Consider the following 25954-nt stretch of genomic DNA (forward strand, 5'->3'; position numbering starts at 1 on the left):
TAATCACTCACCTCATGCTTCCATGTGCTTGGCGCGCAGCTGTCCGCATGCTGCCGCAATATCGTGTCCTTGCTCTCTACGGATCGTTACATTAACGCCTTGCTCGGCAAGGATTTTTTGGAACTGGAATATATCTTTACGCGCAGTTCTTACGTATTTTCTCTCCGGTACATGGTTAACTGGAATCAGATTCACGTGACATATCATGTCTTTAATTACGCTTGCGAGTTCCTCAGCATGTTCAGGCTGATCATTGACTCCACCGATTAGTGCGTATTCAAATGTAATTCGGCGTCCTGTTTTTGCCTGATAATAACGCAAGGATTCCATTACATCGTCAAAAGGAAAACGGCGATTTACTGGCATCAGTTTTGAACGTAATTTATCATTCGGTGCATGAATGGAAATCGCGAGATTAATCTGCGTATCCTCATCAGCAAATTGATAAATATTAGGAACGATACCGCTTGTGGAAACCGTAATATGACGTTGACCAATATTAAGTCCTTTTTCATGGATCATCGTTCTAAGGAATTTCATTGTTTCATCATAGTTCTCAAACGGTTCACCCGTTCCCATGATAACAATACTGCTTACACGTTCACCGCGTTCATCCAGGATCTGCTGGGAGCGGACGACCTGTGCAATAATTTCACCTGCAGTAAGGTTACGCTTCAATCCCCCTAGTGTGGATGCACAGAAAGTACAACCTACACGGCAGCCGACTTGAGTCGTTACACACACACTATTACCATAGTTATGCTTCATGATTACCGTTTCAATAGCATGGTCATCATGCAGTCCAAACAAGAACTTCACTGTTCCATCCTTAGACTCGAACTTCGTAATTTCACGCAAAGTAACAAACTGGAACTGATTATCAAGTTTTTCACGCAGTGCTTTAGAGAGATTGGTCATTTCTGCAAAGTCATTTACGCGCTTAACATAAATCCAGTCGTAAATTTGAGCAGCACGAAATTTGGGTTCTCCATTCTCAAGAGCCCACGCTTCCAACTCTTCGAGCGTGTAATCATATATAAAAGGCTTTATCATTAGTTTCAACACCTGTTCTTTCTTGAATAAAATTATCTTAGGGCATAATCATTGTCATCTTATCATTCTACCCATTTTAACATATAATCCCGCATTCATCCATGTACGCTGTCTATACCGAACCTATAATGAGAACATGAGAGGTACTTATGACAAGTATCTTCAAGCAACAAGAAGCCGCCTAAACCTTCCGGTTTACAGCGGCAATCATTCACATATCATTATAAAATCTTATAAAGCTTAGCAGACATCTGCCAAGGATACAACATCCTTTTTCATACAAAAACTATACAAGACGTGTCAGTCTGGCTATATAAAAACCGTCACTATCAAACTTCTGAGGAAGGATTTGAATACCGTATCCCTCTTCTGTAACACAGGCTTTAACCTCTTCATTCATCGTGTCTGCAAGACCAGCAACTGCATAATCGGGATGTGCTGATAAAAAGTTACGAACAACGAGGTCATTTTCTTTTTGTTCCGTAGTACAGGTACTATAGACTAAAATGCCGCCTGGTTTCAAAAGTTTTGACGCCCGGCTGAGAAGTTCGCTTTGCAAGCTGCTAATCGATTCTACATCCTCCGGAGTTTTGGTCCAGCGCAAATCCGGTTTCCGCCGAATCACGCCAAACCCTGAACATGGTGCGTCAAGCAAAATCCGGTCAAAAGAAGCTTCCGGGTAATGAGAGGAAAGGTCCAGTGCATCATGGCAAACCGTTTCAATACTTGCCAGACCAAGCCGATCTGCCTGATCCTGAATCAATTTCACTTTGTGAGGGTGAATGTCGTTAGCAATAATAGAACCACGGTCCTGCATCTTCTCACCTATATGTGACGTTTTGCCGCCCGGTGCAGCACAACAATCCAGTACTGTCATACCTGGTTCCGGTCCGACCGCCTCGGCAACGAGCATTGAACTTTCGTCCTGTACAGACAACATACCATCTTTGTACCAGGAGGTGAGTGCCATATTACCACCGCTTGTCACGATAATTCCGTCTTTGCTGAGCTTAGAAGGCAGCACGGTATGTCCAGCAGCTTCCATCTCCTGCATTAATTTATCGCGAGAGGTCATTGTCGTATTAACACGAACACTAACCGGGGGAGCTTCATTATTGGCACGGCACATCGCTTCGGCTGTATGCTCTCCGTACTGGGCGACCCATCTCTTCACTAACCATTCCGGATGAGAATGAGTTAAGGCAATCCGTTTCACTACAGGTAAATCTTCTGGAACTTGTAACTGATCGAGATTACGCAGCATATTGCGAAGTACGCCATTTACCATTCCTGAAATGCCTTGATGACCTTTACGTTTTGCAATATTTACTGCCTCACTGACTGCCGCATGATGCGGAATCCGGTCCAGATACAAAATTTGATATAAGCTGAGGCGAAGCAAATTCCGAACCCAAGGCGTCAGCTTTTTCAAACCTTTGGCTACATAGGATTCAAGAAAGAAATCCAAAGTATTGCGCCGAGCAATCGTACCATACACCAATTCTGTAGCGAGACCTGCGTCGGCGGGACTAAGGTTTGCCCCTTTTAACACCTGATTTAAGAGTAAATTGCTATATGCGCCTTCCTCTTCCACTGCGGTCAAAATGTTCATGGCAGCTTCCCGACTGGTCAGGTTCCGTTTCTTAGCTGTAGAAGGAGCGGATTGCTTCTTAAAGGCATTACGTTGCTCTGAGGACTTCACTTCAGCACCGTCCCTGCTTTGAGTGATCCGCCGCGAGCAAAATCTCCAGCTGACATCGCTTTTTTACCCGCAGGCTGTACTTCTGTAAGCCACAACGAACCATCTGATGTTTTTATTTCAACACCCAGTTTGGACAAAGATAATACTGTCCCTGCTTCCACTTCCTTTTGACCGCTGGACGCCTTAATGTACTCATCTGGCATTGCCAAAGGATTAACCGCTGCCCACACTTTAAACACCTGCTCGTCCCACAGTGTAAAAGCACCGGAATAAGGAACAAGACCACGAATCTGATCGTAAATTTCTTTCGCAGAACGCGACCAATCTATTTTCTCATCATCTCTTGTCAGGTTTTTCGCGTAGCTCGCTTCCTCATCATTCTGAGGTGTAGCAGTCACTTTACCGCTAATCAGGTTAGGCATTTCGCTGATGAGAAGATCAGATCCGGCTTCACTCAGCTTAGCAAACATTGTCCCTGATGTATCTTCATCCGTAATAGGAACTTCTACTTTGGAGATCATATCTCCCGTATCGAGTCCTTCCGCCATATACATCAGCGTAACCCCTGTAATCTTTTCCCCATTAATAATGGAACGCTGTATCGGTGCTCCTCCGCGGTATTTCGGCAGCAAGGAACCATGCACATTAACACAACCATACTTCGGCATATCAAGAACAGCTTTAGGTAAAATCTGACCGAAAGCAGCCGTAATAATTAAATCCGGCTCCCACTTCGCAAGTTCGGCAACCGATTCTTCATCACGAAGACGACGAGGCTGAAACACAGGAATTCCGTGTTTCAGCGCTGCCTCTTTTACAGGAGTTGGAGTTAATATTTTTTTGCGTCCTTGCGGCTTGTCGGGCTGAGTAACAACGAGTTTCACAGAATACCCTTCCGCCAGTAGTTTTTCTAGTGAAGGAACGGCAAAGTCCGGTGTCCCCATAAAAACAATATTCATATCCTTACCTCCTGTTGCTACGATTCGGTATTTCGTCTCCGATTTCATATATTTTCTCAGCGAGATCTGTAAAAAGAATCCCATTTAGATGATCAATTTCATGTTGGAAAGCACGTGAGAGCAGACCACTTCCTGTGATCGTAATTTCTTTTCCTTCACGATCTAGTCCTTTTACCGTTACCGTCTCTGCACGGCGTACATCACCGTTAAAACCAGGGATGCTCAGGCAACCTTCTGGACCAAATTGCTCCCCTTCCATGGATACGATCTCAGGATTAATCATTTTGATCAAACCTTGTTCGTCACCTGCATCAATAACAATGAGGCGTTTCAAAATTCCTACCTGCGGAGCAGCAAGACCTACCCCTTCAGCGTCATACATTGTATCTGCCATATCATCAAGCAACTTCTGTACATTCGGAGTAATTTTGGTAACTTCTTTAGCTACTTTGTGTAGTACTTCATCAGGCTCTTTAACAATTAATCGAATTGACATACTTCCGACACCATCCTATACGCTATAAATTATGTTCTATTCTATGATAAAACCGCTTGGCTTACATCAGCATTTGCGGATCAACATCAATACTAATTAATAAATCTTTTCCTTGAAAATCTTGTTCCAATTGGCGAGCAATGTCCCGTACAAGCCGGGTAGCATCCACATCCCCACGCCATTTTACCATACATTGAAATCTGTATCTATTTTTCAGTCTCGGCATCGGAGATGCTACGGGACCCAGCACATCTAGAGCATCCGCGCTGAACTTGTCCAAACTACCAAGCAGTCCAAGCTTTTGCGCGCGTTCCTTGAGCAGCTGTGTATAATTCTCAGCAGCTCGTACAAGAAGCGGAAGCTGCTCGTGTGAGAATGTGACAAGGATTAGGCGACAATATGGAGGATACTGTAATACACGGCGATGCTTCAGTTCGTCCCTGATAAAAGAAATAAAATCATGCTTACTTGCATGAATAATAGAGTAATGCTCTGGAGTATAGGACTGTACGAATACTTCACCCGGCAGCTGATGTCTTCCCGCTCGGCCTGCAACTTGAGTCAGCAATTGAAATGTTTTTTCTGCTGCACGAAAATCAGGTAAATTCAGTGCCGAATCGGCAGTAATAACACCTACCAGAGTCACATCAGGAAAATCAAGTCCTTTAGCTACCATCTGAGTACCTAGCAAAATATCGGCTTTTTTCTCGCGAAAAGCCTTTAGTAGTTTTTCGTGAGATCCTTTTTCCGTTGTTGTATCCACATCCATCCGAATCACGCGGACTCCCGGAAATAATTTGGCCAGTTCTTCTTCTACACGCTGAGTACCGGTTCCAAAATAACGGATATGTTCACTTCCGCAATCTGGACATGTCTCTGGCGCCATCTCGGCATAACCGCAATAATGACAACGCATATTGTTTGTTCGCTGATGATAAGTTAAAGAAATATCACATTCCGGACAGCTTGCTACATAACCGCAGCTTCGGCACATCACAAATGTAGAATAACCTCTTCGGTTCAACAGCAATACCGTTTGTTCTCCTTTTTCAATACGCTCCTCAATGCCTTTATGCAGAGCTCTACTGAACATGGAGCGGTTACCATCCTTCAGCTCTTCTCTCATATCTACAATCCGGACTACAGGCAGTTCATTACCCAGCGCACGGGTAGGCATCTCAAGCAGAATAGGAGCAAAATGATCATTGCTTTGTGATCTTGCAGCATAGTAACTTTCCAACGAAGGTGTTGCGGAGCCCAATATAACAACAGCTCCATGCTGACGCGCACGTTCAACGGCTACATCCCTCGCATGATACTTCGGCGTTTCTTCCTGTTTATATGAGGTTTCATGTTCTTCATCAATAATAATAAGTCCTATATGTTCAAAAGGAGCAAATATAGCTGATCGAGCTCCGATCGCCACCTTCACTTTGCCTTCACGGATTTTGCGCCATTCATCGTACCTTTCACCGCCCGATAGCCTGCTGTGCATCACAGCAACCTGATCACCAAAACGCCCCTTAAATCGCTCTACCATCTGAGGAGTGAGTGATATTTCAGGGACGAGGACAATGGCTTGGCGGTCTTGCTCGATTGCACGTTGAATCGTCTGTAAATACACTTCTGTCTTACCACTTCCAGTTACTCCATGCAGAAGAAAAACACCTTGTTTTCGTTCTGCAAGCTTCATCACAATTTTATCATATACAGCCTGCTGTTCCTCCGTCAGAGAAAGAGGCTTCGTAGGTGTAAAGTGACGCCCCTTATAGGGATCGCGAAATACTTCCACATCCTCTAGAACAACAAGTCCCTTGTCTTGCAATCCTTTTACTGTAGCAGCAGATACCTGAAGACCCGATAGCACTTCCTTCAAAGCCATTGGTAAAAAAGAACTCATCTCCAGCAAATAAGATAGCACTTCTTTTTGACGTTTTCCTTTCGCAGGAAAATCGGCCAGCGCGGCTTCCGCTTCCTCGGGAGAAACAGCGAGATCGATAGATCGAAGCGTTTTCTTTTGCAGCTTGTCTTTAATAGACTGACTTTCCTGAAGTACCCCTGAGAGAAGGAGTTCTTTGATAAGGTCAGCGTGCTCTGGATAGCGTCTGCCTAAATGATCTAACGTGACTTTTTCCTTACTTTGAACATAACGCACAATTTCGTTTTGGGACTTAGCTTCTACCTTATCCTCAGGTAAATCAAATAATACATCGCGAGACTTGTCAGCTATCCCTGTAATAGAAGCTGTTCTATCGCTTACCGGGCTTGTGTAAGAAGGTTCGGATGCCTCATCGCTGACAGAAATATAGCGTTTCGCTTTTCCTTTTAATGCTGTCGGGATCATCGCCTGCAGTGTCATAATCGTATTGGATGCATAACGCTGACTCATCCATCTTGCGAGCTCAATCAGATCCGGCGCAAGCGGAGGAACGAGGTCCAGTAGTTCTCCAATTGGCTTCAGTTTGAACGTAGTGTTTGTACTATCTGCTAGAGAGACGACAAACCCCTGAACCGTACGATGTCCAAAAGGTACACCCACCCTGCTTCCTACTTCAACCCAACCTAGGAGGGAGTCCGGAATCAGATAATCGAATTCGCGGTCAGTATCCTTGGCTGGTACATCCACGATTACCTTCGCGATCTTCACGGGTTTACTCCCTCCCATCCATTTGTGAAGCAGCAATCATCAGTACTTGTCTTGCTACTTCGTCTTTCGACGTTACAGGCAGCTCTTTGACTAAACCATGTTTGTCATAGATTTCAACAGCATTGGTGTCAGTCCCAAATCCCGCTCCTGGTTTCGTTACATCGTTTGCAACAATAAGATCAGCATTTTTTCGTTCTAGTTTGCCTTTCGCATGAAATTCAACATCATTCGTTTCCGCTGCAAAACCAATAAGGAACTGGTGGGATTTTTCTTTGCCGAGCGATTCTAGAATGTCTACTGTTTTGACAAGCGAAAGCGTGAACGTATCGCCTTTTTTCTTTATCTTCTGTTTGGCTGCTTCTGCCGGCCTATAATCAGCCACGGCTGCAGCTTTGACCAAAATATCCGTCTGCGGCCATAGTTTATGAACCGCCTCATACATTTCTTGTGCAGATTGAACAGATACCACTTCCAGATCTATTGGACAAGATGTTTGCATATTGGCAGCAACAAGTGTTACTTCTGCTCCCATTGCCTTAGCAGCGACCGCAAAAGCAACTCCCATTTTCCCAGAGGAATCATTCGTAATATACCTCACCGGGTCAATGCGCTCTATTGTTCCACCCGCTGTAACCACCACTTTTTTTCCTGCTAGCAATCCTTTTTGGGATTTCGTTTCAAAAAATTGTTCCAACGCCGCTACGATCGTTTCGGGTTCTTCCAATCTTCCTTTTCCTACATAACCGCAAGCGAGCTGTCCCACGCCTGGTTCAATAAAATGAACCCCTCTAGAACAAAGCGTATTCATATTCGCGATAACCGCAGGATGCTCATACATATGAACATTCATGGCAGGAGCGACAATCACAGGAGCGGTGGTTGCAAGGAGTGTTGTCGTCAGCATATCATCGGCAAGGCCGTGAGCCATTTTCGCAATGGTGTTTGCTGTTGCCGGTGCAACGAGTACAAGATCAGCGGTATCAGCTAAATGGATATGAGAGACAACCGAAGCATCTCGCTCATCAAATGTATCCGTATAAACCGGATTTCGCGAGAGTGATTGCAGGGTGAGTTCAGTAATAAACTTTTTCGCAGATTCAGTCATGATGACATGTACCTCCGCACCCTTTTGCACGAGCTTGCTTGTCAGCGCTGCCGCTTTGTAGGCCGCAATGCCTCCGGTCACTCCAAGTACGATTTTTTTACCCTTCAACATGTGCTATCCCCCTGTTCTTGTCATAAATTCTGGTATGTCTGACCCTGTTCTCCTAGATAACAGAGCATGAAAAAAAGAAACGGAAAGAAAAAAATAACAACCTTCCGGTTGTCACTTTTATCAGGGTAATACCTATTTTGTAATGTATATAAGGATGTAGAACTATTCTTCTTTCTCGTCAGTACCTGGTTCTACTTTAATAATATCGTTATAAATCTCTTCAAGAGCAATACCTACTTGTTTGTGAGACTTCGTGTTTCTAAGTTCGGTTTTTTCACCTTCACGAAGCTGTCTAGCACGTCTTGATGCAGCAACAACAAGAGAATACTTACTGTCGACTTTGTTCATCATTTCATCAATAGATGGATATAACAATACGAACACCTCATTCAATTCTATTTTTTCGCTACTTTACAATGTTCGGCGATGATGATGGATTCTATTCGCTTACACGCCAAATCAATTTCATCATTCACCACAGCGTAATCATATTGTTCTAAAAGACTGATTTCTTCCGCAGCTACTGTCATCCGGTGATCAATCGTTGCCTGATTCTCAGTGCCACGACCTTGAATACGGTCTTTTAGTTCATCAAGTGAAGGTGGAAGCAAAAATACGAAAATCCCTTCTGGGAACTTTTCTTTTACTTTGAGTGCCCCTTGCACTTCAATCTCCAGAATAATATCTTTGCCTGATTCAAGCGTCTGCTCAACGAAATCACGCGGTGTTCCATAGTAGTTGCCCACATATTCCGCATGCTCCAGAAGTTCATCTTTTTCAATCATATCAAGAAATTGTTCACGGCTTTTGAAAAAATAGTTCACTCCATTTTCTTCGCCAAGTCTTGGCTGACGTGTCGTTGCTGACACGGAGTAAGTTAAGTTTGGAACTTGTTTACGCAAAGCGGTACACACAGTTCCTTTTCCCACACCAGATGGGCCAGATAATACAATAAGTAATCCCTTAGACATATTACACTCCATTTTATTCGTCGTTGTCATCGTCTTTAGAAGATAGACGATGGGCCACCGTCTCCGGTTGCACTGCGGACAAGATCACATGATCACTGTCAGTAATAATTACAGCACGCGTTCTGCGTCCATATGTAGCATCAATCAGCATATGACGATCTCGTGCTTCCTGGATAATTCTTTTGATTGGCGCTGATTCAGGGCTAACAATAGAAATGATACGATTCGCTGAAACAATATTACCAAATCCTATGTTAATGAGTTTAATCGCCATATTCAGGTTCGTCCCCCTATAACTTTTGATCCTTCTCGCAAAGCATTGTTGTTATTTGGCAGCAAGCTTACCATCATTCTAGATTACTCTAGATTTGCAGCCTGTTCCCTAATTTTCTCAAGCTCGGCCTTCATCTCCATCACGAGATTAACCAAAGTCAGGTGATGAGCTTTCGAGCCGATGGTGTTCACTTCACGATTCATTTCTTGAATCAAGAAATCCAGCTTTCGACCTATAGGGTCCGGACTGATCAGTAATTGCTTGCACTGCGTCAGATGACTAGAGAGACGAGTAAGTTCCTCATCTATGTTGGATCGGTCCGCGAAAATCGCAATCTCCATACCAAATTTATGTTCATCAAAAGGTCCATCTGAAATTTCGGTTAATCGCTGCCTCAGTTTGTTTCGGTACTCTACTACTACACTGGGTGCAAGTTGAACCATCTCTTCATGATAGGCTTGTAAACTTGAAATCCGGGTCTCTATATCTTCCGCAAGGTGACTTCCTTCACGAGCTCGCATTTCCACCAGTTCCTCAAGAGCATATCCAAGCCCCTCTTGTAATGTGGTGTCCCATGCTTCATCTTCTGCTGCCACACGAAGCACTACTTCCTCCGGTTTCAGAAGTACACCAGGAAGCGATAGTAAATCTGATATTTGAAGATTGCCTTCCATTCCATAACGAAGTTGCAGTTCCTTAGCCGCTTCTATATAAGAAGCAACAACCTCTTCGTTAAGTATGGGGCTCAGATTACTCTCAGCTGAAAGTTCCTTCGTTATAAATACGTCAATCCGTCCACGCCTGAGCTTGCGCTGTATCATTTTGCGAAGTCCTTCTTCGTAGCGTGTCCACTCTCGTGGCATCCGGAAAACCACTTCACAAGATCTGTGGTTTACAGACTTCATTTCAAACAATACATTGTAGCCGCCATAGCTGAGCGAATATTGACCGTATCCGGTCATGCTGAATGACATCGGCATCACATCCATTACACTATTGTATCGGATTATAGTGGTTGAAACAAGTATGAACATTATGCCTAACTCCCGTTTAATTCCTACCATTATTGCCTAAATTAGGGCTTCCTATTAGAATAAATAAAAACGATCCATAAATAATGATGTCTAACTTTTGTCAGGAGAACCATTTCATGAAAACCGAACTCAAGCTCATCGTTCGTTCCACCGAAATCGACGTCAATGGTCATGTCAATAACGCTAAATATTTGGAGTATCTTGAATGGGGAAGAGAAGAATGGTATGAAGCCGGAGGACTTTCCTACAATAAGCTGCTCCAAGAAGGATACCAAACGGTTACCGTTAATATTAATATCAATTATCGTAAGGAATGCCTTCAGAATGATTGGCTCACCGTCATTACAGAACCGGCAAAAGCCGGCAATTCCAGTTATGTGCTGAAACAAACGATTATGAATGAGGAAGGTGTGGTCTGTGCTGATGCCGCTATAACAAGCGTAACGATGGATACATCCACCCGTAAAAGCAAGCCAATACCTCAGCTACTTCGCAATCTTTTTGAAAAATCCTAAGAAAAGGTATCCTCTCCTGCTATGCTCAGCAGCGAAGATACCTTTTCAAGTAATTTCTAATATAATAATCAAACTTATAATTGCAATGACCCTTTTTTCTCCATTATATGACCCGACTTTTCCCACACAAATTTCGTCAGCTCTTCACTCATGCCATAGAACATAAACGGAGTCATGATATAAATTCCATTAAAATGTTCCATTGCTACTTCAAGCAGCTCCTTGGCAATCTTCGTCCCCATTGCCCTGCCTTCTTCCCCTTCAAGTCCAGCCATCCGCTGCCTTACTTCATCTGACAACTGAATACCAGGCACTTCGTTATGCAAATACTCGGCATTTCGTCCGCTGGCAAGAGGCATGATTCCAATGAATATAGGAATATCAAGATGTTTGGTTGCTTCCTTGAGCGCAACGATAAGTTCCTTGTCATACACAGGCTGGGTCATAATATAATCGGCGCCTGCCGCTATTTTTTTCTCCAAACGCTGTACTGCTTTTTCCAAATATTTTACATTCGGATTAAATGCAGCGCCGACAACAAAATCGGCTTTTTGTTTCAATGGCTTACCTGAGAAAGCAATTCCGTCATTCAACTGCTTAATCATGCGAATAATTTCAAAAGAAGTCATATCGTAAACCGAACTTGCACCAGGCAAATCACCGAACCTTGCCGGGTCACCGGTTACTGCAAGTACATGATCGATACCAAGCGCATCGAATCCCATAAGATGAGACTGTGTTCCAATCAAGTTTCTATCCCTGCAAGCAATATGAATCAGGGGTCTCATTCCTGTCTGTTCCTTCACCAAATACCCGAGAGCCATGTTACTCATACGAGTAACTGCTAGTGAATTGTCTGCAAGAGTCAATGCATCGACACCTGCTGCTTTCAAACATTTGGCGCCTTTTAGAAAACGTTCGATATCCAGGTCTCTAGGCGGATCGAGTTCTACGATAACCGTGTGACGTTCTTTTACCAGATCAACGATGGTCGGTTCTGTACGTATTTTTCCATTCTGGTTAGCAGGTTCAAATGAACTATTAATTTCATCTCTCGCGTGTAACGCTTCTTCATCAAGAGGCGGAAGAACGGGTGGTATGTATGTTGCCAGAGCTTCCGCGATAGCTTTGATATGTTCAGGGGTTGTACCGCAGCAGCCACCAATAATGCGGGCACTTAGATCAGCAAAACGAACCGCAGTCTGGCCAAAGTATTCAGCTGATGCTCCATAACGAACCTCACCATCAACGAAGTCTGCTATCCCCGCATTTGGGAATACGGACATTGGAATACCTAAGTCTGAAACAGATTCCATGGCACGCATAATAGCATTGGGTCCCGTGCGGCAGTTAAAACCGATTACATCTGCTCCTTCTCCGTGCAAAATCGAGAAAGCCTCCGGCATCGTATAGCTATCAAGTGTTCTGCCAATGTCATCAATAGCAAACTGACAGATCACAGGTAAATCAGACTGCTTCCTTACACTACGGAGTGCGATCAAAAGCTCTTCCACGTCATAAAAAGTTTCAAGTAAAATTCCATCGACCCCTTCATCCAAAAGGGCGGTTACTTGCTCCTCAAAATAATAACCTAGCTTGCTCTTTGAAATATCTGAACGTTTACCAGCTCGAATGGAACCAGCCGCTCCTACAACGTAACCCTGCCCATTTAACGCTTCTTTCGCAATACGAACCCCGGCTCGGTTGATGCTCGCCACTTTATCTTCTAGTCCAAATTTGGAAAGCTTGTCGTAATTGGCTGAAAACGTATTGGTTTCAATTAGCTGGGCTCCAGCTTCGATATACCGTAAATGTACATCCCGAATGACATCGGGCGATTCCAAATTCAATTCCTCGTAAGAAATACCTACAGGAAAACCCTTTTGATACAAAAAGGTACCTATTGCTCCATCTCCAATAAGTATCTTCTTTTGCAACACTTCACGTAAGTTCACCCTCATTCTCCTCCCGCCAAACTCCCTATATTTCACACTAATGTAACATAAAAACACAAAAAGAGGGAACATCCCTGTTCCCTCTTTTGATCAATATCAGTTTTCGTTCGTTGTGCCCGTAAATACTACTTCTGCTGGACCTGTCATATATACGTGGTTATCCTCTTCGCTCCACTCAATAAATAGATCGCCGCCTTTCAGACTAACCCAGGCTGCCCTATCAGATACGTCATTCAGGACGGAGGATACAAGCGTCGCACAAGCCCCAGTACCGCAAGCCAGTGTAGGACCAGCGCCACGTTCCCATACTCGCATATCAATATGCTCCCGATCTTTTACTGTAGCAAATTCAACATTTATTTTTTTAGGAAATAAAGGATGAACTTCAAGCTTTGGTCCCCAAGAGGCTAAATCAAAATTCACCGCATCATCCACATAAATAACGCAGTGCGGATTCCCCATAGATACCGCGGTGAATCGGAAGCCGCTTCCCCCTGCTTCAATGGCTTGGTTTACAACGGGACTTGCATCGATCATCGTTGGGATCTGTAAACCATCCAGTATCGGAGCCCCCATATCCACACGAACCTTACTTACTTTCCCATCCTCTACTGTCAAAAGTACAGGCTGAACGCCAGCTCCGATCGTTTGAATCGTAATGCTCTCACGATCAATATGACCGTGATCATATACATATTTTGCTACACAGCGGATAGCATTACCGCATTGTTCTGCTTCTGTGCCGTCTGAATTAATGATACGCATCTGAAAATCCGCTTCATCAGAAGGTAAAATATATACAAGGCCATCCGCACCGATGCCGAAAAATCGATTGCACCATTTTATCGCTAATTCTGCTGCATTATGAGGCAGCTCCTTCTCGCCATAAACAACAACAAAATCGTTGCCAAGTCCGTGCATTTTCGTAAATTCCATGACGTAACCCCACTCCTTTTGGCTCTCTTGGCCAAGCTGTACTCATAAGCCTAATATTTAAAAATCAGAGACCTGATATACAGCTTTTTCAAGATAGCATATCCCAAGGAGTGAAGGAAATCTATTGATTTTATGCAGAAAATTTTGTACTTTTCGGAGTGTATCCACTAGCAGCTAATCTGCGGCGGCTTCTCCGGCCTCCCCATACACTTCCTGCACCAAGTAAGAACGTAGGTATTCCTGCCGCTACGATGACAAGAGCCCACTCTCTAAGGTCAAGCGGAACCGTTTTGAAAATCGGCTGCAGCTGAGGCGTGTACATTACACCAAGCATCAGAATGACAGATGAGAGGACTGCAAGTACCAAGTATTTGTTTTGCAATGGATTACGGTGAAAAATGGATCTGGAGCTACGGCAATCAAAAACATGGATCAGCTGTGCCATTACCAGCGTTGCAAATGCTACCGACTGTGCCTTCACAAGCTGCGTAGCACTACTCGGATCCACTCGAAGCGTTAGCCAGAATGCAGCAAGCGTGCATACTCCGATGAGTACGCCACGGCTGATAATTTTCCAGCCCAGTCTTCTTGCAAAGATGTTCTCCTTCGCAGAACGCGGCTTATGTTCCATAAGATCCTTTTCCGCCTGATCTACACCTAGTGCCATCGCAGGCAGACCATCTGTAACGAGATTCACCCAGAGAATCTGAATGGGAAGGAGTGGCAACGGAAGTCCTGCCATCATCGCGAAAAACATCGTTAAAATCTCGCCCACATTGGAAGCTAGCAAATAACGTATAAACTTACGGATATTCTCATAGATGTTTCGCCCCTCTTCAATGGCAGAGACAATCGTAGAAAAGTTATCATCGCTCAGAATAAGTGCGGAAGCCTCTTTAGTTACATCGGTACCTGTAATTCCCATAGCAATTCCGATATCTGCTGCTTTAATAGCCGGTGCGTCATTCACCCCGTCACCTGTCATGGCAACAACATGTCCTTTACGCTGAAGGGATTTGACGATGCGAAGCTTATGCTCCGGTGATACTCTGGCATAAACGTATACCTGATCCACTTCTTTATCCAGATCATCATCACTAAGTAATGACAATTGCTGTCCGGTAAACACTTTACCTCCGCGAGGCAAAATGCCGAGCTGATGCGCAATGGCTTCTGCGGTTAGAGAATGGTCTCCTGTAATCATGACGGTCTTGATTCCGGCTCGTCTACAAGTTGCGATGGCATCTCTTACCTCCTTGCGAGGAGGATCAATCATACCAGTAAGTCCGACAAATACGAGCTGACTTTCGGCCTTGCTCTCACTGTCGATTTGTTCTTCCGATCTTACTTCACGGTAGGCCATTCCCAGTACCCGAAGTGCCGAACTTGCCATATGCTCATTCGCCTGAACCACTTGCTGCCGCATGGTTGCCGTGAAAGGAACAACCTTGTCATCCCATAAAATGTATGCACATTCTTTAACGAGCACATCGGGCGCACCTTTCGTAAAAAGCAGCTTACCTCCCTGATGTTTCGTCAGTACCGACATCAGCTTGCGTTCCGAATCAAATGGAAACTCATTGACTCGTTCATATAGACCCGACAGACTCTGAGGTGACATGCCTAACTTGGACGCAAGTGTAACCAGTGCTCCTTCAGTAGGATCACCTTTTAACACCCACTCTGTTTCATCCGAATTTTTCTTGTTGCGAGTGTCATGAACCGGTATTTCTTCAATTAATGCATTATTACATAAGCTACTAATTTGAAGGAGTCTGCGTAAGGATTGATCATTCTTCAGATCAATGGGCTGATCTTGAAGCAAGATATGTCCTACCGGTTTATAGCCTTCCCCTGTAACTTTCAAGTGTCGTCCACCCTGCCATACATCTGTTACCGTCATTTTGTTCTGAGTCAGTGTCCCTGTCTTATCAGAACATATGACAGAAGCTGAACCGAGTGTTTCTACCGAGGGAAGCTTGCGAACAATTGCTTTTCGTTTAATCATTCGCTGTACACCAAGGGCAAGTGCAATAGTAACAATAGCGGGTAGTCCTTCAGGTATGGCTGCAACCGCAAGACTGACGCCAGCTAGGAACATGCCAATCGCAGGCTGTCCATGTAAAATACCAGCTACTACGACAAGTACAGTCAGAACTAGGGAGACGATAATGAGGATCTTCCCTAGCTGTTCCAGACGATGCTGAAGCGGTGTCTCCTGTGCCTCTGTATTCTGTATGAGATCCGCGATTTTACCCATCTCGGTATCCATACCTGTTCGAATAACGATTCCTCTTGCCGTCCCCCTCGTGACCATCGTCCCCATGAACCCAATATTTTTCAAATCCCCTAGCGGAAGATCATCTTGCTGAATGACTCTACTGTGTTTATTAACCGGAACGGATTCTCCAGTCAATGCTGATTCTTCCACATCACAGTTACTTGTCATGATAAAGCGAATATCCGCAGGTACACGGTCTCCACTTTCCAGCAAAATAATATCCCCCGGGACGAGATTTTTGGCGGGGATCTGATCTACTTTCCCATCTCTGATCACTTTGGAGGTTGGAGCAGATAACTTTTTCAAAGCGCTTAGCGAACGCTCAGCTCTGAATTCCTGAACAAAACCAAGAATTCCGTTCAGTAAAATTATGGCGATAATCGTTATAGCATCCAGGTATTCACCCAGCAATCCGGACACAAGGGTGGCTCCCACAAGAACAAGAACCATAAAATCTTTAAATTGATTTAGAAAAAGGGTGATCGGAGAAATTCCTTTGCCCTCCGACAGCTCATTTACGCCTGCCTTCTTCTGTCTGTCTGCAGCCTCATCCTTGGTTAGACCTAGCTGCGGCTCCACATTCAGTTCTGACTCCAATTCGTCTACACCCATCTGATGCCACTTCTTCTGTTCCATGTTCCAAGGTTCCCCTCCCGCTCTTTAGTCCTGTGCCTGTCCAGCGTTTCTCACATAAATGAGTACCTACATCAGCGAAAATGAAAGATCGTCTGCGTGCCGGACAAACTTCTAAAACTACTGTATTCGGACAAGAGCCGAAATATCACAAGAGAGGGCCCTTAAGTTTTTGTCCAAACTATGGCATGATAGAAAGAGAGGAAAACTACACATAGCAAAAATAAGTCGAAACCAACCTAGTATAAGATGGGAGAACATAGATTATGGCATTAGACGGAATTGTCGTTCGCGCAATCGTTCATGAGCTTCAAGTGCTCGTTGGCGGACGTATGAATAAAATACATCAACCTAACAGTCACGATATCGTTGTTAGTCTTCGGGCAGGGCGGGAGAATACCAAACTGCTCATATCAGCAAGTCCTACTTATCCACGTGTTCAATTTACAAAACAAACTTTTGTGAATCCTACAGAAGCTCCCATGTTCTGTATGTTGCTACGCAAACATTGCGAAAGTGCGATTATCGAAAAAATCAGCCAAGTGGGTATGGAACGCATTATTCATATCGATGTTCGGCAGCGTGATGAGCTCGGAGATATTTCTACAAAGAAAATTATTATTGAACTGATGGGCAGACACAGTAATATCATTTTGGTGGATCCTTCCACAGGTAACATCTTGGATGGAATTCATCATGTGACCCCTGCCATCAGCAGTTACCGTGTAATTATGCCTGGATTCTCTTACACAGAGCCTCCACAGCAAAATAAGGAAAATCCACTCACCGCAGAAGCATCTTCATTCTCTACCTATGAAAGCTATGAGGGAACCGCTGTGAAATGGCTGGTAGAATCCTTTAGCGGACTCAGTCCTTTGACAGCAGAGGAGATAGCCTCACGGGGTGGTCAAGCTGATCCTGAAGCATCAAGGGATAAAGAACAGCTCTGGAAAGGTTTTACCGAGGTAATCAATCTAGTATCTGCTAACGAGTTCACACCGGTCATCGCAACAAATGCGAAAGAGAAAATGGTGTTTTCTGCTATTCCTCTGACACATCTGGATGAGAATAAAACCTATGATTCTATCAGTGCGTGTATGGAAGCATACTATGGAGAAAAGGCAGAAAGAGACGCAGTAAAACAAAAAGTTAGCGATCTCCTTCGTTTTCTTCAGAACGAACGTAACAAGAACATTAAGAAACTGGATCATCTGAATGCTGACCTCGCAGAAGCCGATGATGCGGATCAATACCGAATTTTTGGAGAATTGCTGTTTGCTTCTCTTCATGCCATTCAAAAAGGAGATAAAGAAGCTGTTCTCACGAACTTCTATGATGAAGATCAAGCCGAAGTTCGGATACCGCTGGATCCATTATTGACCCCTTCGGATAATGCGCAGCGTTATTTCAAAAATATAATAAATATAAAAACAGCCTTCAAGTCATTCAAGAACAACTGCTCAAGACACGAGATGAAATTTTGTACTTGGACAATTTACTGCAACAGCTGGCTTCCGCTTCCATGAACGATATTGAAGAAATTCGGGAGGAACTGGTTTCCGGAGGATATCTTCGAGATCGGAATAAAAAAGGGAACAAAAAGAAGAAGAAAAACCAACTTCCTTCTCTTCAGGTATTTACGTCTACTGATGGAACCGAAATCTATGTGGGTAAAAACAACTTACAAAATGAGTACCTAACGAATCGGCTAGCTAATTCTAACGACACATGGCTTCATACAAAAGACATCCCAGGCTCTCACGTTGTGATCCGCTCTACTTCCTTCTCTGAGAAGACCTTGGAAGAAGCAGCGATGATTGCTGCATATTACAGCCAGGCCAAGGAGTCAAGCAGTGTGCCTGTCGATTATACGAACATTCGTCACGTGAAAAAACCAAGCGGAGCGAAACCCGGCTTTGTTATTTACGATAATCAAAAAACGCTGTTTGTTACACCAAGCGAAGACTTAGTTAAAACACTTCCAAGTTACATTAAAAACGGATAAATGATATTCAAAAAAAGCAGCGTTACCCTTGAAATAAGGAACGCTGCTTTTTTTATTTTACAGATCTAGCTTGGTAAAGTTCACTCAGCACCGAAGCTTCCACCGTGACGCTGCCGAGATCTCCATGAAATACAACTCCTTGCCTTGCTCCATGAAAATCAGAACCGCCTGTTACAATAAGGTTGTACTGTTCAGCCATAGCAAGATAGCGTTTCTCCTCTTCAGGCCCATGATCTGAATGATAGACTTCAATCCCAGCCGGATGTCCATGTTCGATCAACTTCCGTATCAAATCATCATTCCCATAGAGACCTGGATGGGCGATGACAGGTGTTCCTCCTGCAGCTCGGATCCACGCAAAAGCATCCTCCGGAGTCACCCGTGGAACACTGACAAACCCCGGTTTGCCTTCAGCCAAATAGAGATCAAAAGCCTCTCGCATGCTACTTACGTATCCTTTATCCACCAGTGCATCTGCGATATGAGGACGTCCAATGGTTTCATCTTTCTCTAGAGGTCGTCCCATGACCCGGACCACATCCTCCATAGAAACAACAAGTTCGAGGTCATTCAATCTCTCTAAAATCCGAATATTGCGTTCTTCACGTGTCCGGCGCAGCGTCTCAAGTCTAGTAAGAAATTCACGATCCCTAATATCAATATAGTAACCGAGTACATGTATTTCTTTACCTTCAAGTCTGGTGCTGATTTCCACTCCAGGAACTACCGTTATTCCGTATTTTTCACCCGCAATAAGCGCCTCTTCCACTCCTGCTACTGTATCGTGATCCGTGAGTGCCACTGCAGCAAGCCCCTTTTCACTTGCAATTCGCACATTTTCTGATGAGGGCTGCATCCCGTCAGAAGACAAACTATGCGTATGAAGATCGCATCTCCCTGTAAGAGAAACTTCTTTTCCAGTTGTATTCATGTTCACTCCTCCTTAAGGTTCTTTCCACTTATCCTACAGTGTTTTAGTTCTGAGTTTGTTTCTTAAGATAGTTTAAGAAAGTAACCGCAGAGATCGGTAACATAGAAGACTTGGAGTATACCTCATAAAATTCTCTAGAAAACGTAATATCCTTCAAGTTTAGTACCTTTACAAGGCCAAGAGCCACTTCGTGTTTGACAGAGGATGGTGAAATAATCGTAATCCCTACACCGGCTTCTACCGCTGATTTAATAGCCCCCGTACTCCCCAGTTCCATAACTGTATTCAAGTTAGATGGATCGACGCCATTTTCCTTCATCGCGTCCTCCATCACTTGTCTCGTGCCGGAACCTTTTTCTCTTAATATAAAAGGATACTCCAAAATATCTTGCAGCCTCACCTCATTTTGCAAAACTAGTGGGTGCTGGGCAGGAACAATCAGTTTCAGCTCATCATGCATACCCGGTTCTACAATGAGGTCTGGATGGGACAGTGGCGCCTCTATCATGCCAAAGTTTAGCTGATTCTTCATGATTCCTTCGACAATCTGGGTTGTATTCATTACATTCATCACGATTGAGATATCTGGGTATTTTTTGCCAAAAGGACCTAATAACCGGGGTAGCACGTATTCACCGATTGTCAAACTCGCTCCAATGAGCAAACGACCTTGCAGCTTGTCCGTATACGAGGCTACCGCCTCATCCGTTTCACGGAATAATTCCATACTTCGCAGTGCATAAGGAAGTAAGGCTTTTCCTGCTTCAGAAAGCTCAATTTTTTTCGTTGATCGGTGGATTAATTTTGTTCCAAAATAATCTTCAAGTGATTGGATTTGCATAGTTACCGCAGGCTGTGTCATGTGTAAAGCTTGTGCTGCCGCAGAAAAGCTTCCTTTTTCCGCTACCGTATAAAATATATGCAGCTGGTGAAAGTTCATCCATTCTTCCCCCTTACCTTCCTATGTATTGTACCCGATTTTATACTAAAAAAGGTGTGCAGCATCTGCACACCTCTCCAAACTCACTTTAAGCTATTATACCTTATTTACGTTTACGGCTGTTCTTGACCAGTGTCATACGTCTTGAATGACGTAACCAGGAATAATAAGTCTTTAGATCTCGAAGTTCAATCGTCTCCGACATTCTTCCGAGAAACGTAACAATAATCATTTTGTGAAGGGGATTCCCTGTAATATCATATTCACCAGGCAATTCCGTAAATTCCGCAACTACGACAAGATCGCCATCAATCAAATATACATCTTGTTCGTTTCGATAGTAGGGTGAAATCCTGTTCTGCTTGAGGCACTCCCACAACCATGCTGCGATGTTCTCAAAATCATTATTATCTTGCCTGACTCGGTCAACATATCGAAGTTTCGCATGGTTCGTAATGACAATGTCAGCCACTTTCTTATCACCTAGAGCTACATAAAAAGGTTCGTAGGTGCTCCAACGCTGCATTAACTTGTCACGCATGGGATATCACTCTCCACAAGATAGGTCTTTCTATCTACATATTTATCCAATATATTACATCATAAGTCCCGGAATCTCAAGGTAAAAATTGAATCCGAGCTCACAATCTTCTATTATAAGTAGCTTTCTGTATGAAAAATCTAAGTCACAAGCCCTACTTGTGCATGTCCCGCTATAAAATAACAGGAGCGACCTGGGTAGGGCCGCTCCTCATTACTGCATGTTTTCATCTTTAATCAAGTTAATCTATGCTTATCTCGTTCCTATCCGATGCCACCATAAAAACTTGTTTTGTCAGGAACATCTTTACTATACTCTGTTTTAATTTCATTTCGATATGAACGCTCTATTTTACGTACATAAGAGAGTCTACGTACATTTTTCATAGTATCTTCCGCACGTTCTGCATTAACATACATCACTACATAATGCATCTTTCTAGAAATATAATGTACAGTTCCATACTTCTCTAGATTGCGTGCAGCTTTCACATCGCTTACCCATATGATATACCCTGTTCGTTCCGCAAACATGCGAATTTCACCTCTTTAGTAGGATTTGCATCTCTTTCTATCTATTGCAAAATCCTCTTGCCTGAAACTAAAAGACCCGGCAAGCGATTCTATAAAAGCTAACCTCCGCAACCACAGCTTCCGCCGCCTCCACATCCACCTTTTGGTGAATGATTGTTGCTTGGTACTTTAATTGTGTTTGATACAGAGAAAGCGATCGTTTCAGACATTTGATGTAATAAACTATCAAGTTGCAGTTCCGCTTCTTTAAAACGGACCACTTCTTCAAAAGTTTCCAGCTTGTCTTCCACTGCCTTCACTTCGTCCTTAGCGCTATGGTAATTAGGATGGAAATGACCAAAACGTTGTGTTTCAGCAAACAGTTCCTTCTTATCTTCAAGTCTTCGTACCCATTCCTGTATTTCTGGATTCATACGAACCCGTTCTTTCCAATATAAATAATCTGAAACCAACGTCGACTCGTTGATCATATCGCCCAGTTCATAGGCGTAAGTCAACACTTGGGCCATATCAACCGTGTTAAGTTCAGATACGCTCATGAAATTCATCCCGATCTATATTAAAGTTCCCCTTCACGATGTGAAGCGGACTATATCTATCATACCATACCCGTTAGTCCATAAGAAGAGTTTTGTTCATAAACGTTCTCAATATTTTACTTATTATGGTAAAATAAGGATCACATTTGTCCATTCAATGGGTACAAGTGTACGTTTCTCGGCAACGTTACCATCCTTAGTCAGCAACCATCCGTTTACTGCCCAAGGTTCTCCTTTTCCGATGGATTCAGGAATGAACTGTTGCCTTGCACCCTGTATCTCGACTCCCATTCGAGTTCGCCACTCAATTGCCTGCTGTACCAACTGTTTTGCTGTTGATGGGTGATACTCTCTCCATTCATCCAGCCACATCTTCGGAACCTCAGCCTTATTAGGCAATAGCGAAATCAATTCCCTATCTTCAGGTATTGATTCATAGTAGTGTAGGTTGCGACCTGTGTAGACAAATCCCTGTCTTCCTTCTTCATAAAACTTGATCCTATGCAGGTCATCATCAAAGGGGGCCGTAGAATCTCTATCTAAAGAAATAGCAGGATATCTTCGTACTTCTGCGTCGATCCCCTTCACTGCCTTTGCAGGGGCAAGTCCCATTAAAGTAAGGCGTTTTCTCACTTCCGCCATTTTCTCCGGTTCCAGGATGAAATATAGCGGTCCGATTCTTTGGATGGCACCGTTCCATGCTGGATAAGCCTCTATTTTGTCAGCATCCTGTTCACTTTCCGCCCGCAGCAGCATCACTTGTGCAAAAGAAGTACGACCTAGCTCGGCCCCCCATTGATTCAGTGCTAGGAAGACATTCTCCGGAACATTCCCTTGAGAATACCGATTAAGCCATTCCAGCACCAACGATGGCGTTAGTCCAAGCTCGGCTCCTTCTAACAGGCGCTCTCGAGTTAATTTGTAGATGGTCATCTGATCCCGTACTATAAGATCGGAGCAACCTTCAAGTAGCCACCTTATCTGATAGGACGCATCTGGGGGAACAATGACCTCGAAATCAGGCTGTACATAGATGATGGGCTCTGTAATTTCCTTTTCTAATCGATCACTCGCTTCCGTTTGTTCTGCCTCTTCTGCAATGAAGAATACCGGGCTTGTCCATCGATAAAATGTAGCATCTTCCGAAGCAGAACATACCCCTGTATCCCCATAACCGAAGGCCGCAAGGAGCATGGTCCAGCCTTTAGCGTAACTGAGTAATTCGGCATACTCCCTTTCATCACACATACCATGCTGTACAAATATAAGACAGATCTGATGGACATCAAGCCACTGACCCGCATATTGACTACTAAATAAACTCAAAAGATATCGAAAATGCTGGAGTGCAGATTCTTGCACACTATAACGTTCCATGAATGCTTCATAAATATATCGTTCCATCTGATGACTATTTAACTGTATCCACTTGCTTACATAAGGCTCGTTTAGGATGATTTCTGCCTCTTCTCTCCGAGCAAGCCCAAGACTAAACACCAAATCAAGCAGCACAGCTACATGTACCGGATACAGATCAGGATGAGAATACGATAATTTCAACGCTTTGAAATCAGCACTCGTTAGCACCGTTAAATTCTCAATTTTCCCGAGTGTTTTTTTATGAATTGTCCCCTTTGCAGTCAGCTGAACACCTTGGTTAGCAATATAAGATAACAAGTGAAGAATTTCCCCTGCAATTTTCGGTTTTGCTTCTACAAATACTTCTATATCGCTTGAAGAAGAAAGTGGAGGCGATCCTTGAAAAAACGGCAGAACATAATGTTCTGTCAAAAAGGGGAGGTGCAGAGAAGGAATAAAATAGATATGTTCTCCCCACGTTTTTTTTGCGGCATTGATCCATCCTTTTTTACGCAAGCCGAATAATGCAATCTCAAGTTCAAGTCCACTCAGCTTTCCTGCAAGTAAACTTGCAAGACGTTCCATCTGAAGTGGATTCCCGCCGAACTCTAAAAAAGCCGTCTGTAATAACAGATCTTCGTCCTTTGACCATGGTCTTTCATCCAAATTGTGTGTAGATACTTCATTCATCAACCGGAGGCAACCTCCCTCTCACCCGTCACGTGATATTCATATCCCTGCTCTATTAGGAACAATTGTCTCTTCAAGGCAAAATCCTGTTCTCTTGAATCCTCCGAAACCAAAGTGTAAAAGTAAGCTCTGTTATCGCCTTCTTTAGGTCTAAGAATTCGGCCTAATCGCTGTGCTTCTTCCTGACGAGAACCAAAACTCCCCGAAACTTCGATTGCCAGAGCAGCATCAGGCAAATCCACAGCAAAGTTAGCTACTTTGGACACAACTAATGTGGAAATTTCTTTTTGACGAAAAGCAGTAAACAACCGTAAGCGTTCCTGTTCACTAGTTGCTCCCGTAATTAGCGGGACGCCCAGTTCTTTAGCCATCGCCTTTAATTGACCGACGTATTGTCCGATAATGAGAGCCGGTACATTCGGATGTAGCGCAAGCAGCCTCTTTACTACTTTGTTCTTCGCTGGATTCTCGGATGCAAGTCTAAACTTCTGCCTGCTTTCGGCGTACATATACGCTTCCTTAAGTTCATCTGACATCGGAACACGCACTTCCTTGCAGTCCACTTCAGCAATCCACCCCTGCTGTTCTAGCTCTTTCCAGGGTAGTTCATAACGCTTCGGACCAATGAGTGAAAATACATCCTCTTCACGGCCATCCTCTCTCACCAGCGTAGCCGTAAGTCCCAGCCTTCTTGTTGCCTGGATATCTGCTGTTGCACGAAACACCGGAGCAGGAAGAAGATGCACCTCATCATAAACAATAAGCCCCCAGCTCCGTTCACCAAACAACTTCATATGAGTAAACTCGCTATCTTTTGATTTTCGGTGCGTCATAATTTGATAGGTAGCTACCGTCACTGGTTTGACTTCCTTATTATGACCGGAATATTCTCCTATCGATTCCGCTGGAATCGTCGTTTTTTGTTCAATCTCGCGAATCCATTGCCGGACTGAAGTCGTATTAGACGTAAGAATAAGCACTTCTGACTGAAGTTTTTCCATCACGGCCATGCCGACAATTGTTTTTCCTGCTCCACAGGGCAGAACAAGAACTCCGCTGCCACCGAAACCATCTTTTCCTTCAAAGGCACTCGCTGCCTCCTTTTGATAGTCACGAAGTCCAAAGGTTTTGCTGCCTTTGCCATCTAAGGAATTCATCTTATCTCTCCACGTAAAAGAAAGCGGACTCCCGTGTTTATATCCTGCAAGGTCCATGACCGGGTAACCGAGTCTCGTAAGGTCTTGTTTCAGCAGACCTCGGTACTCTCCAAGAACTTGTAGCTCTGTATTTGACAATCGGCATAATTGATACGCGGTCAATGATTTGTGTGACATAATTTCAGTAAGCAGCTCTGTATCTTCACTTACTAGTCGAAATTGTCCTGACTCATCGTGAGGTTCTAGTGTCAGCTTACCGTATTTCTCGATGAGTCCTCTGACCTCTTGAGAAAGTGATGCCGGTACGTTCCAGCGAGAAACAGACTCAAGTCTTTCCAAGATCTCCTCTGCTGAGTAGCCCAAAGCAGCGGCGCTCCATAACGTGAGGGGCGTCATTTTATATGTATGAAAAGCAGGAGGACTCTTAACCAGCTCAGCGAAGGGAATAATCAGTTCTCTCGCTTGATCTGACTGAGGATGTGCCGTCTCCAGCAAAATGGTAAAGTCACGCTGTACAATACATGCGTTTTGTGGGTTCATAAATCTTCCTCCTTTACTTCCAGTATTTCCTTGAATGCTATGTTTAT

The 25954-nt window shown here is 43.9% G+C and carries 21 protein-coding genes and 1 pseudogene; 2 read left to right on the plus strand and 20 right to left on the minus strand.

All coding sequences use genetic code 11. The features are described 5' to 3' along the window. Positions 1–12 precede the first annotated feature (12 nt). From rlmN to KFT32_RS01500, 10 genes are all read right to left on the minus strand, one after another. Positions 13–1050: a dual-specificity RNA methyltransferase RlmN gene (gene rlmN, locus KFT32_RS01455; protein WP_211745579.1), complete on the minus strand. Its 1038-nt coding sequence runs from the start codon at positions 1048–1050 to the stop codon at positions 13–15. 289 nt (positions 1051–1339) lie between these two features. Then, positions 1340–2755 (minus strand): 16S rRNA (cytosine(967)-C(5))-methyltransferase RsmB, encoded by a 1416-nt coding sequence (gene rsmB, locus KFT32_RS01460; protein WP_481856285.1) that lies wholly within the window; start codon positions 2753–2755, stop codon positions 1340–1342. Then, positions 2752–3714, minus strand: a complete 963-nt coding sequence (gene fmt, locus KFT32_RS01465; protein ID WP_211745311.1) for a methionyl-tRNA formyltransferase — start codon at positions 3712–3714, stop codon at positions 2752–2754. The genes rsmB and fmt overlap by 4 nt, the downstream gene beginning before the upstream one ends. Before the next feature lie 4 nt (positions 3715–3718). Next, the gene (gene def, locus KFT32_RS01470; protein WP_211745313.1) at positions 3719–4210 is read right to left on the minus strand and encodes a peptide deformylase; all 492 of its coding nucleotides are present in this window, start codon (positions 4208–4210) and stop codon (positions 3719–3721) included. A gap of 61 nt (positions 4211–4271) precedes the next feature. Next, the gene (priA, locus tag KFT32_RS01475) at positions 4272–6857 is read right to left on the minus strand and encodes a primosomal protein N' (protein ID WP_349304836.1); all 2586 of its coding nucleotides are present in this window, start codon (positions 6855–6857) and stop codon (positions 4272–4274) included. 4 nt (positions 6858–6861) lie between these two features. Continuing rightward, a complete protein-coding gene (gene coaBC / locus KFT32_RS01480; protein WP_211745315.1) occupies positions 6862–8073 on the minus strand; it encodes a bifunctional phosphopantothenoylcysteine decarboxylase/phosphopantothenate--cysteine ligase CoaBC in 1212 nt (403 codons plus the stop codon). Between the two features lie 162 nt (positions 8074–8235). Further along, the gene (gene rpoZ / locus KFT32_RS01485; protein ID WP_211745317.1) at positions 8236–8448 is read right to left on the minus strand and encodes a DNA-directed RNA polymerase subunit omega; all 213 of its coding nucleotides are present in this window, start codon (positions 8446–8448) and stop codon (positions 8236–8238) included. A 20-nt stretch (positions 8449–8468) separates the two neighbouring features. Further along, positions 8469–9044: a guanylate kinase gene (gmk, locus tag KFT32_RS01490; protein WP_211745319.1), complete on the minus strand. Its 576-nt coding sequence runs from the start codon at positions 9042–9044 to the stop codon at positions 8469–8471. Between the two features lie 13 nt (positions 9045–9057). Then, positions 9058–9318, minus strand: a complete 261-nt coding sequence (gene remA, locus KFT32_RS01495) for an extracellular matrix/biofilm regulator RemA (RefSeq protein WP_006209218.1) — start codon at positions 9316–9318, stop codon at positions 9058–9060. 83 nt (positions 9319–9401) lie between these two features. Continuing rightward, positions 9402–10292, minus strand: coding sequence for a YicC/YloC family endoribonuclease (locus KFT32_RS01500; RefSeq protein ID WP_211745582.1), 891 nt, complete (start codon positions 10290–10292; stop codon positions 9402–9404). A 176-nt stretch (positions 10293–10468) separates the two neighbouring features. Here KFT32_RS01500 and KFT32_RS01505 point away from each other — a divergent pair, with 176 nt between their 5' ends. After that, positions 10469–10867, plus strand: a complete 399-nt coding sequence (locus KFT32_RS01505) for an acyl-CoA thioesterase (protein ID WP_211745321.1) — start codon at positions 10469–10471, stop codon at positions 10865–10867. A gap of 74 nt (positions 10868–10941) precedes the next feature. Here KFT32_RS01505 and KFT32_RS01510 read toward each other — a convergent pair whose 3' ends face one another. The 3 genes from KFT32_RS01510 to KFT32_RS01520 form a co-directional block, all read right to left on the minus strand. Further along, the gene (locus tag KFT32_RS01510; RefSeq protein WP_211745323.1) at positions 10942–12828 is read right to left on the minus strand and encodes a bifunctional homocysteine S-methyltransferase/methylenetetrahydrofolate reductase; all 1887 of its coding nucleotides are present in this window, start codon (positions 12826–12828) and stop codon (positions 10942–10944) included. Positions 12829–12918: 90 nt separating this feature from the next. Next, positions 12919–13758 carry a diaminopimelate epimerase gene (dapF, locus tag KFT32_RS01515; RefSeq protein ID WP_211745325.1) on the minus strand — a complete coding sequence of 280 codons (840 nt, stop codon included), beginning with the start codon at positions 13756–13758 and terminating at the stop codon, positions 12919–12921. Positions 13759–13888: 130 nt separating this feature from the next. Further along, positions 13889–16675, minus strand: coding sequence for a calcium-translocating P-type ATPase, SERCA-type (locus KFT32_RS01520; protein ID WP_211745326.1), 2787 nt, complete (start codon positions 16673–16675; stop codon positions 13889–13891). Positions 16676–16938: 263 nt separating this feature from the next. Between KFT32_RS01520 and KFT32_RS01525 the strand changes: the two are divergent. Next, a pseudogene (locus tag KFT32_RS01525) lies at positions 16939–18677 on the plus strand (Rqc2 family fibronectin-binding protein). A gap of 52 nt (positions 18678–18729) precedes the next feature. Here the strand turns inward: KFT32_RS01525 and KFT32_RS01530 are convergent. The 7 genes from KFT32_RS01530 to KFT32_RS01560 all read right to left on the minus strand — a co-directional run bounded on the left by KFT32_RS01530 (position 18730) and on the right by KFT32_RS01560 (position 25907). After that, on the minus strand, positions 18730–19608 hold the full coding sequence (locus tag KFT32_RS01530; RefSeq protein ID WP_211745328.1) for a PHP domain-containing protein: 879 nt from the start codon (positions 19606–19608) through the stop codon (positions 18730–18732). 43 nt (positions 19609–19651) lie between these two features. Next, on the minus strand, positions 19652–20548 hold the full coding sequence (locus KFT32_RS01535) for a selenium metabolism-associated LysR family transcriptional regulator (RefSeq protein ID WP_211745330.1): 897 nt from the start codon (positions 20546–20548) through the stop codon (positions 19652–19654). Positions 20549–20651: 103 nt separating this feature from the next. Then, the gene (locus tag KFT32_RS01540; RefSeq protein WP_211745332.1) at positions 20652–21089 is read right to left on the minus strand and encodes a hypothetical protein; all 438 of its coding nucleotides are present in this window, start codon (positions 21087–21089) and stop codon (positions 20652–20654) included. 263 nt (positions 21090–21352) lie between these two features. After that, the gene (locus tag KFT32_RS01545) at positions 21353–21622 is read right to left on the minus strand and encodes a YlbG family protein (protein WP_211745333.1); all 270 of its coding nucleotides are present in this window, start codon (positions 21620–21622) and stop codon (positions 21353–21355) included. Positions 21623–21720: 98 nt separating this feature from the next. Next, the gene (locus KFT32_RS01550) at positions 21721–22161 is read right to left on the minus strand and encodes a YlbF/YmcA family competence regulator (protein ID WP_211745335.1); all 441 of its coding nucleotides are present in this window, start codon (positions 22159–22161) and stop codon (positions 21721–21723) included. A 123-nt stretch (positions 22162–22284) separates the two neighbouring features. Continuing rightward, positions 22285–24210, minus strand: coding sequence for a helicase-associated domain-containing protein (locus tag KFT32_RS01555; RefSeq protein WP_249435613.1), 1926 nt, complete (start codon positions 24208–24210; stop codon positions 22285–22287). Then, entirely contained in the window at positions 24210–25907 is a 1698-nt protein-coding gene (locus KFT32_RS01560; protein ID WP_211745337.1) for a DNA repair helicase XPB, read from the minus strand. The genes KFT32_RS01555 and KFT32_RS01560 overlap by 1 nt, the downstream gene beginning before the upstream one ends. Positions 25908–25954: the final 47 nt, after the last annotated feature.

The sequence above is a fragment of the Paenibacillus sp. Marseille-Q4541 genome (assembly GCF_018310695.1).
Classification (GTDB): Bacteria; Bacillota; Bacilli; order Paenibacillales; family Paenibacillaceae; genus Paenibacillus.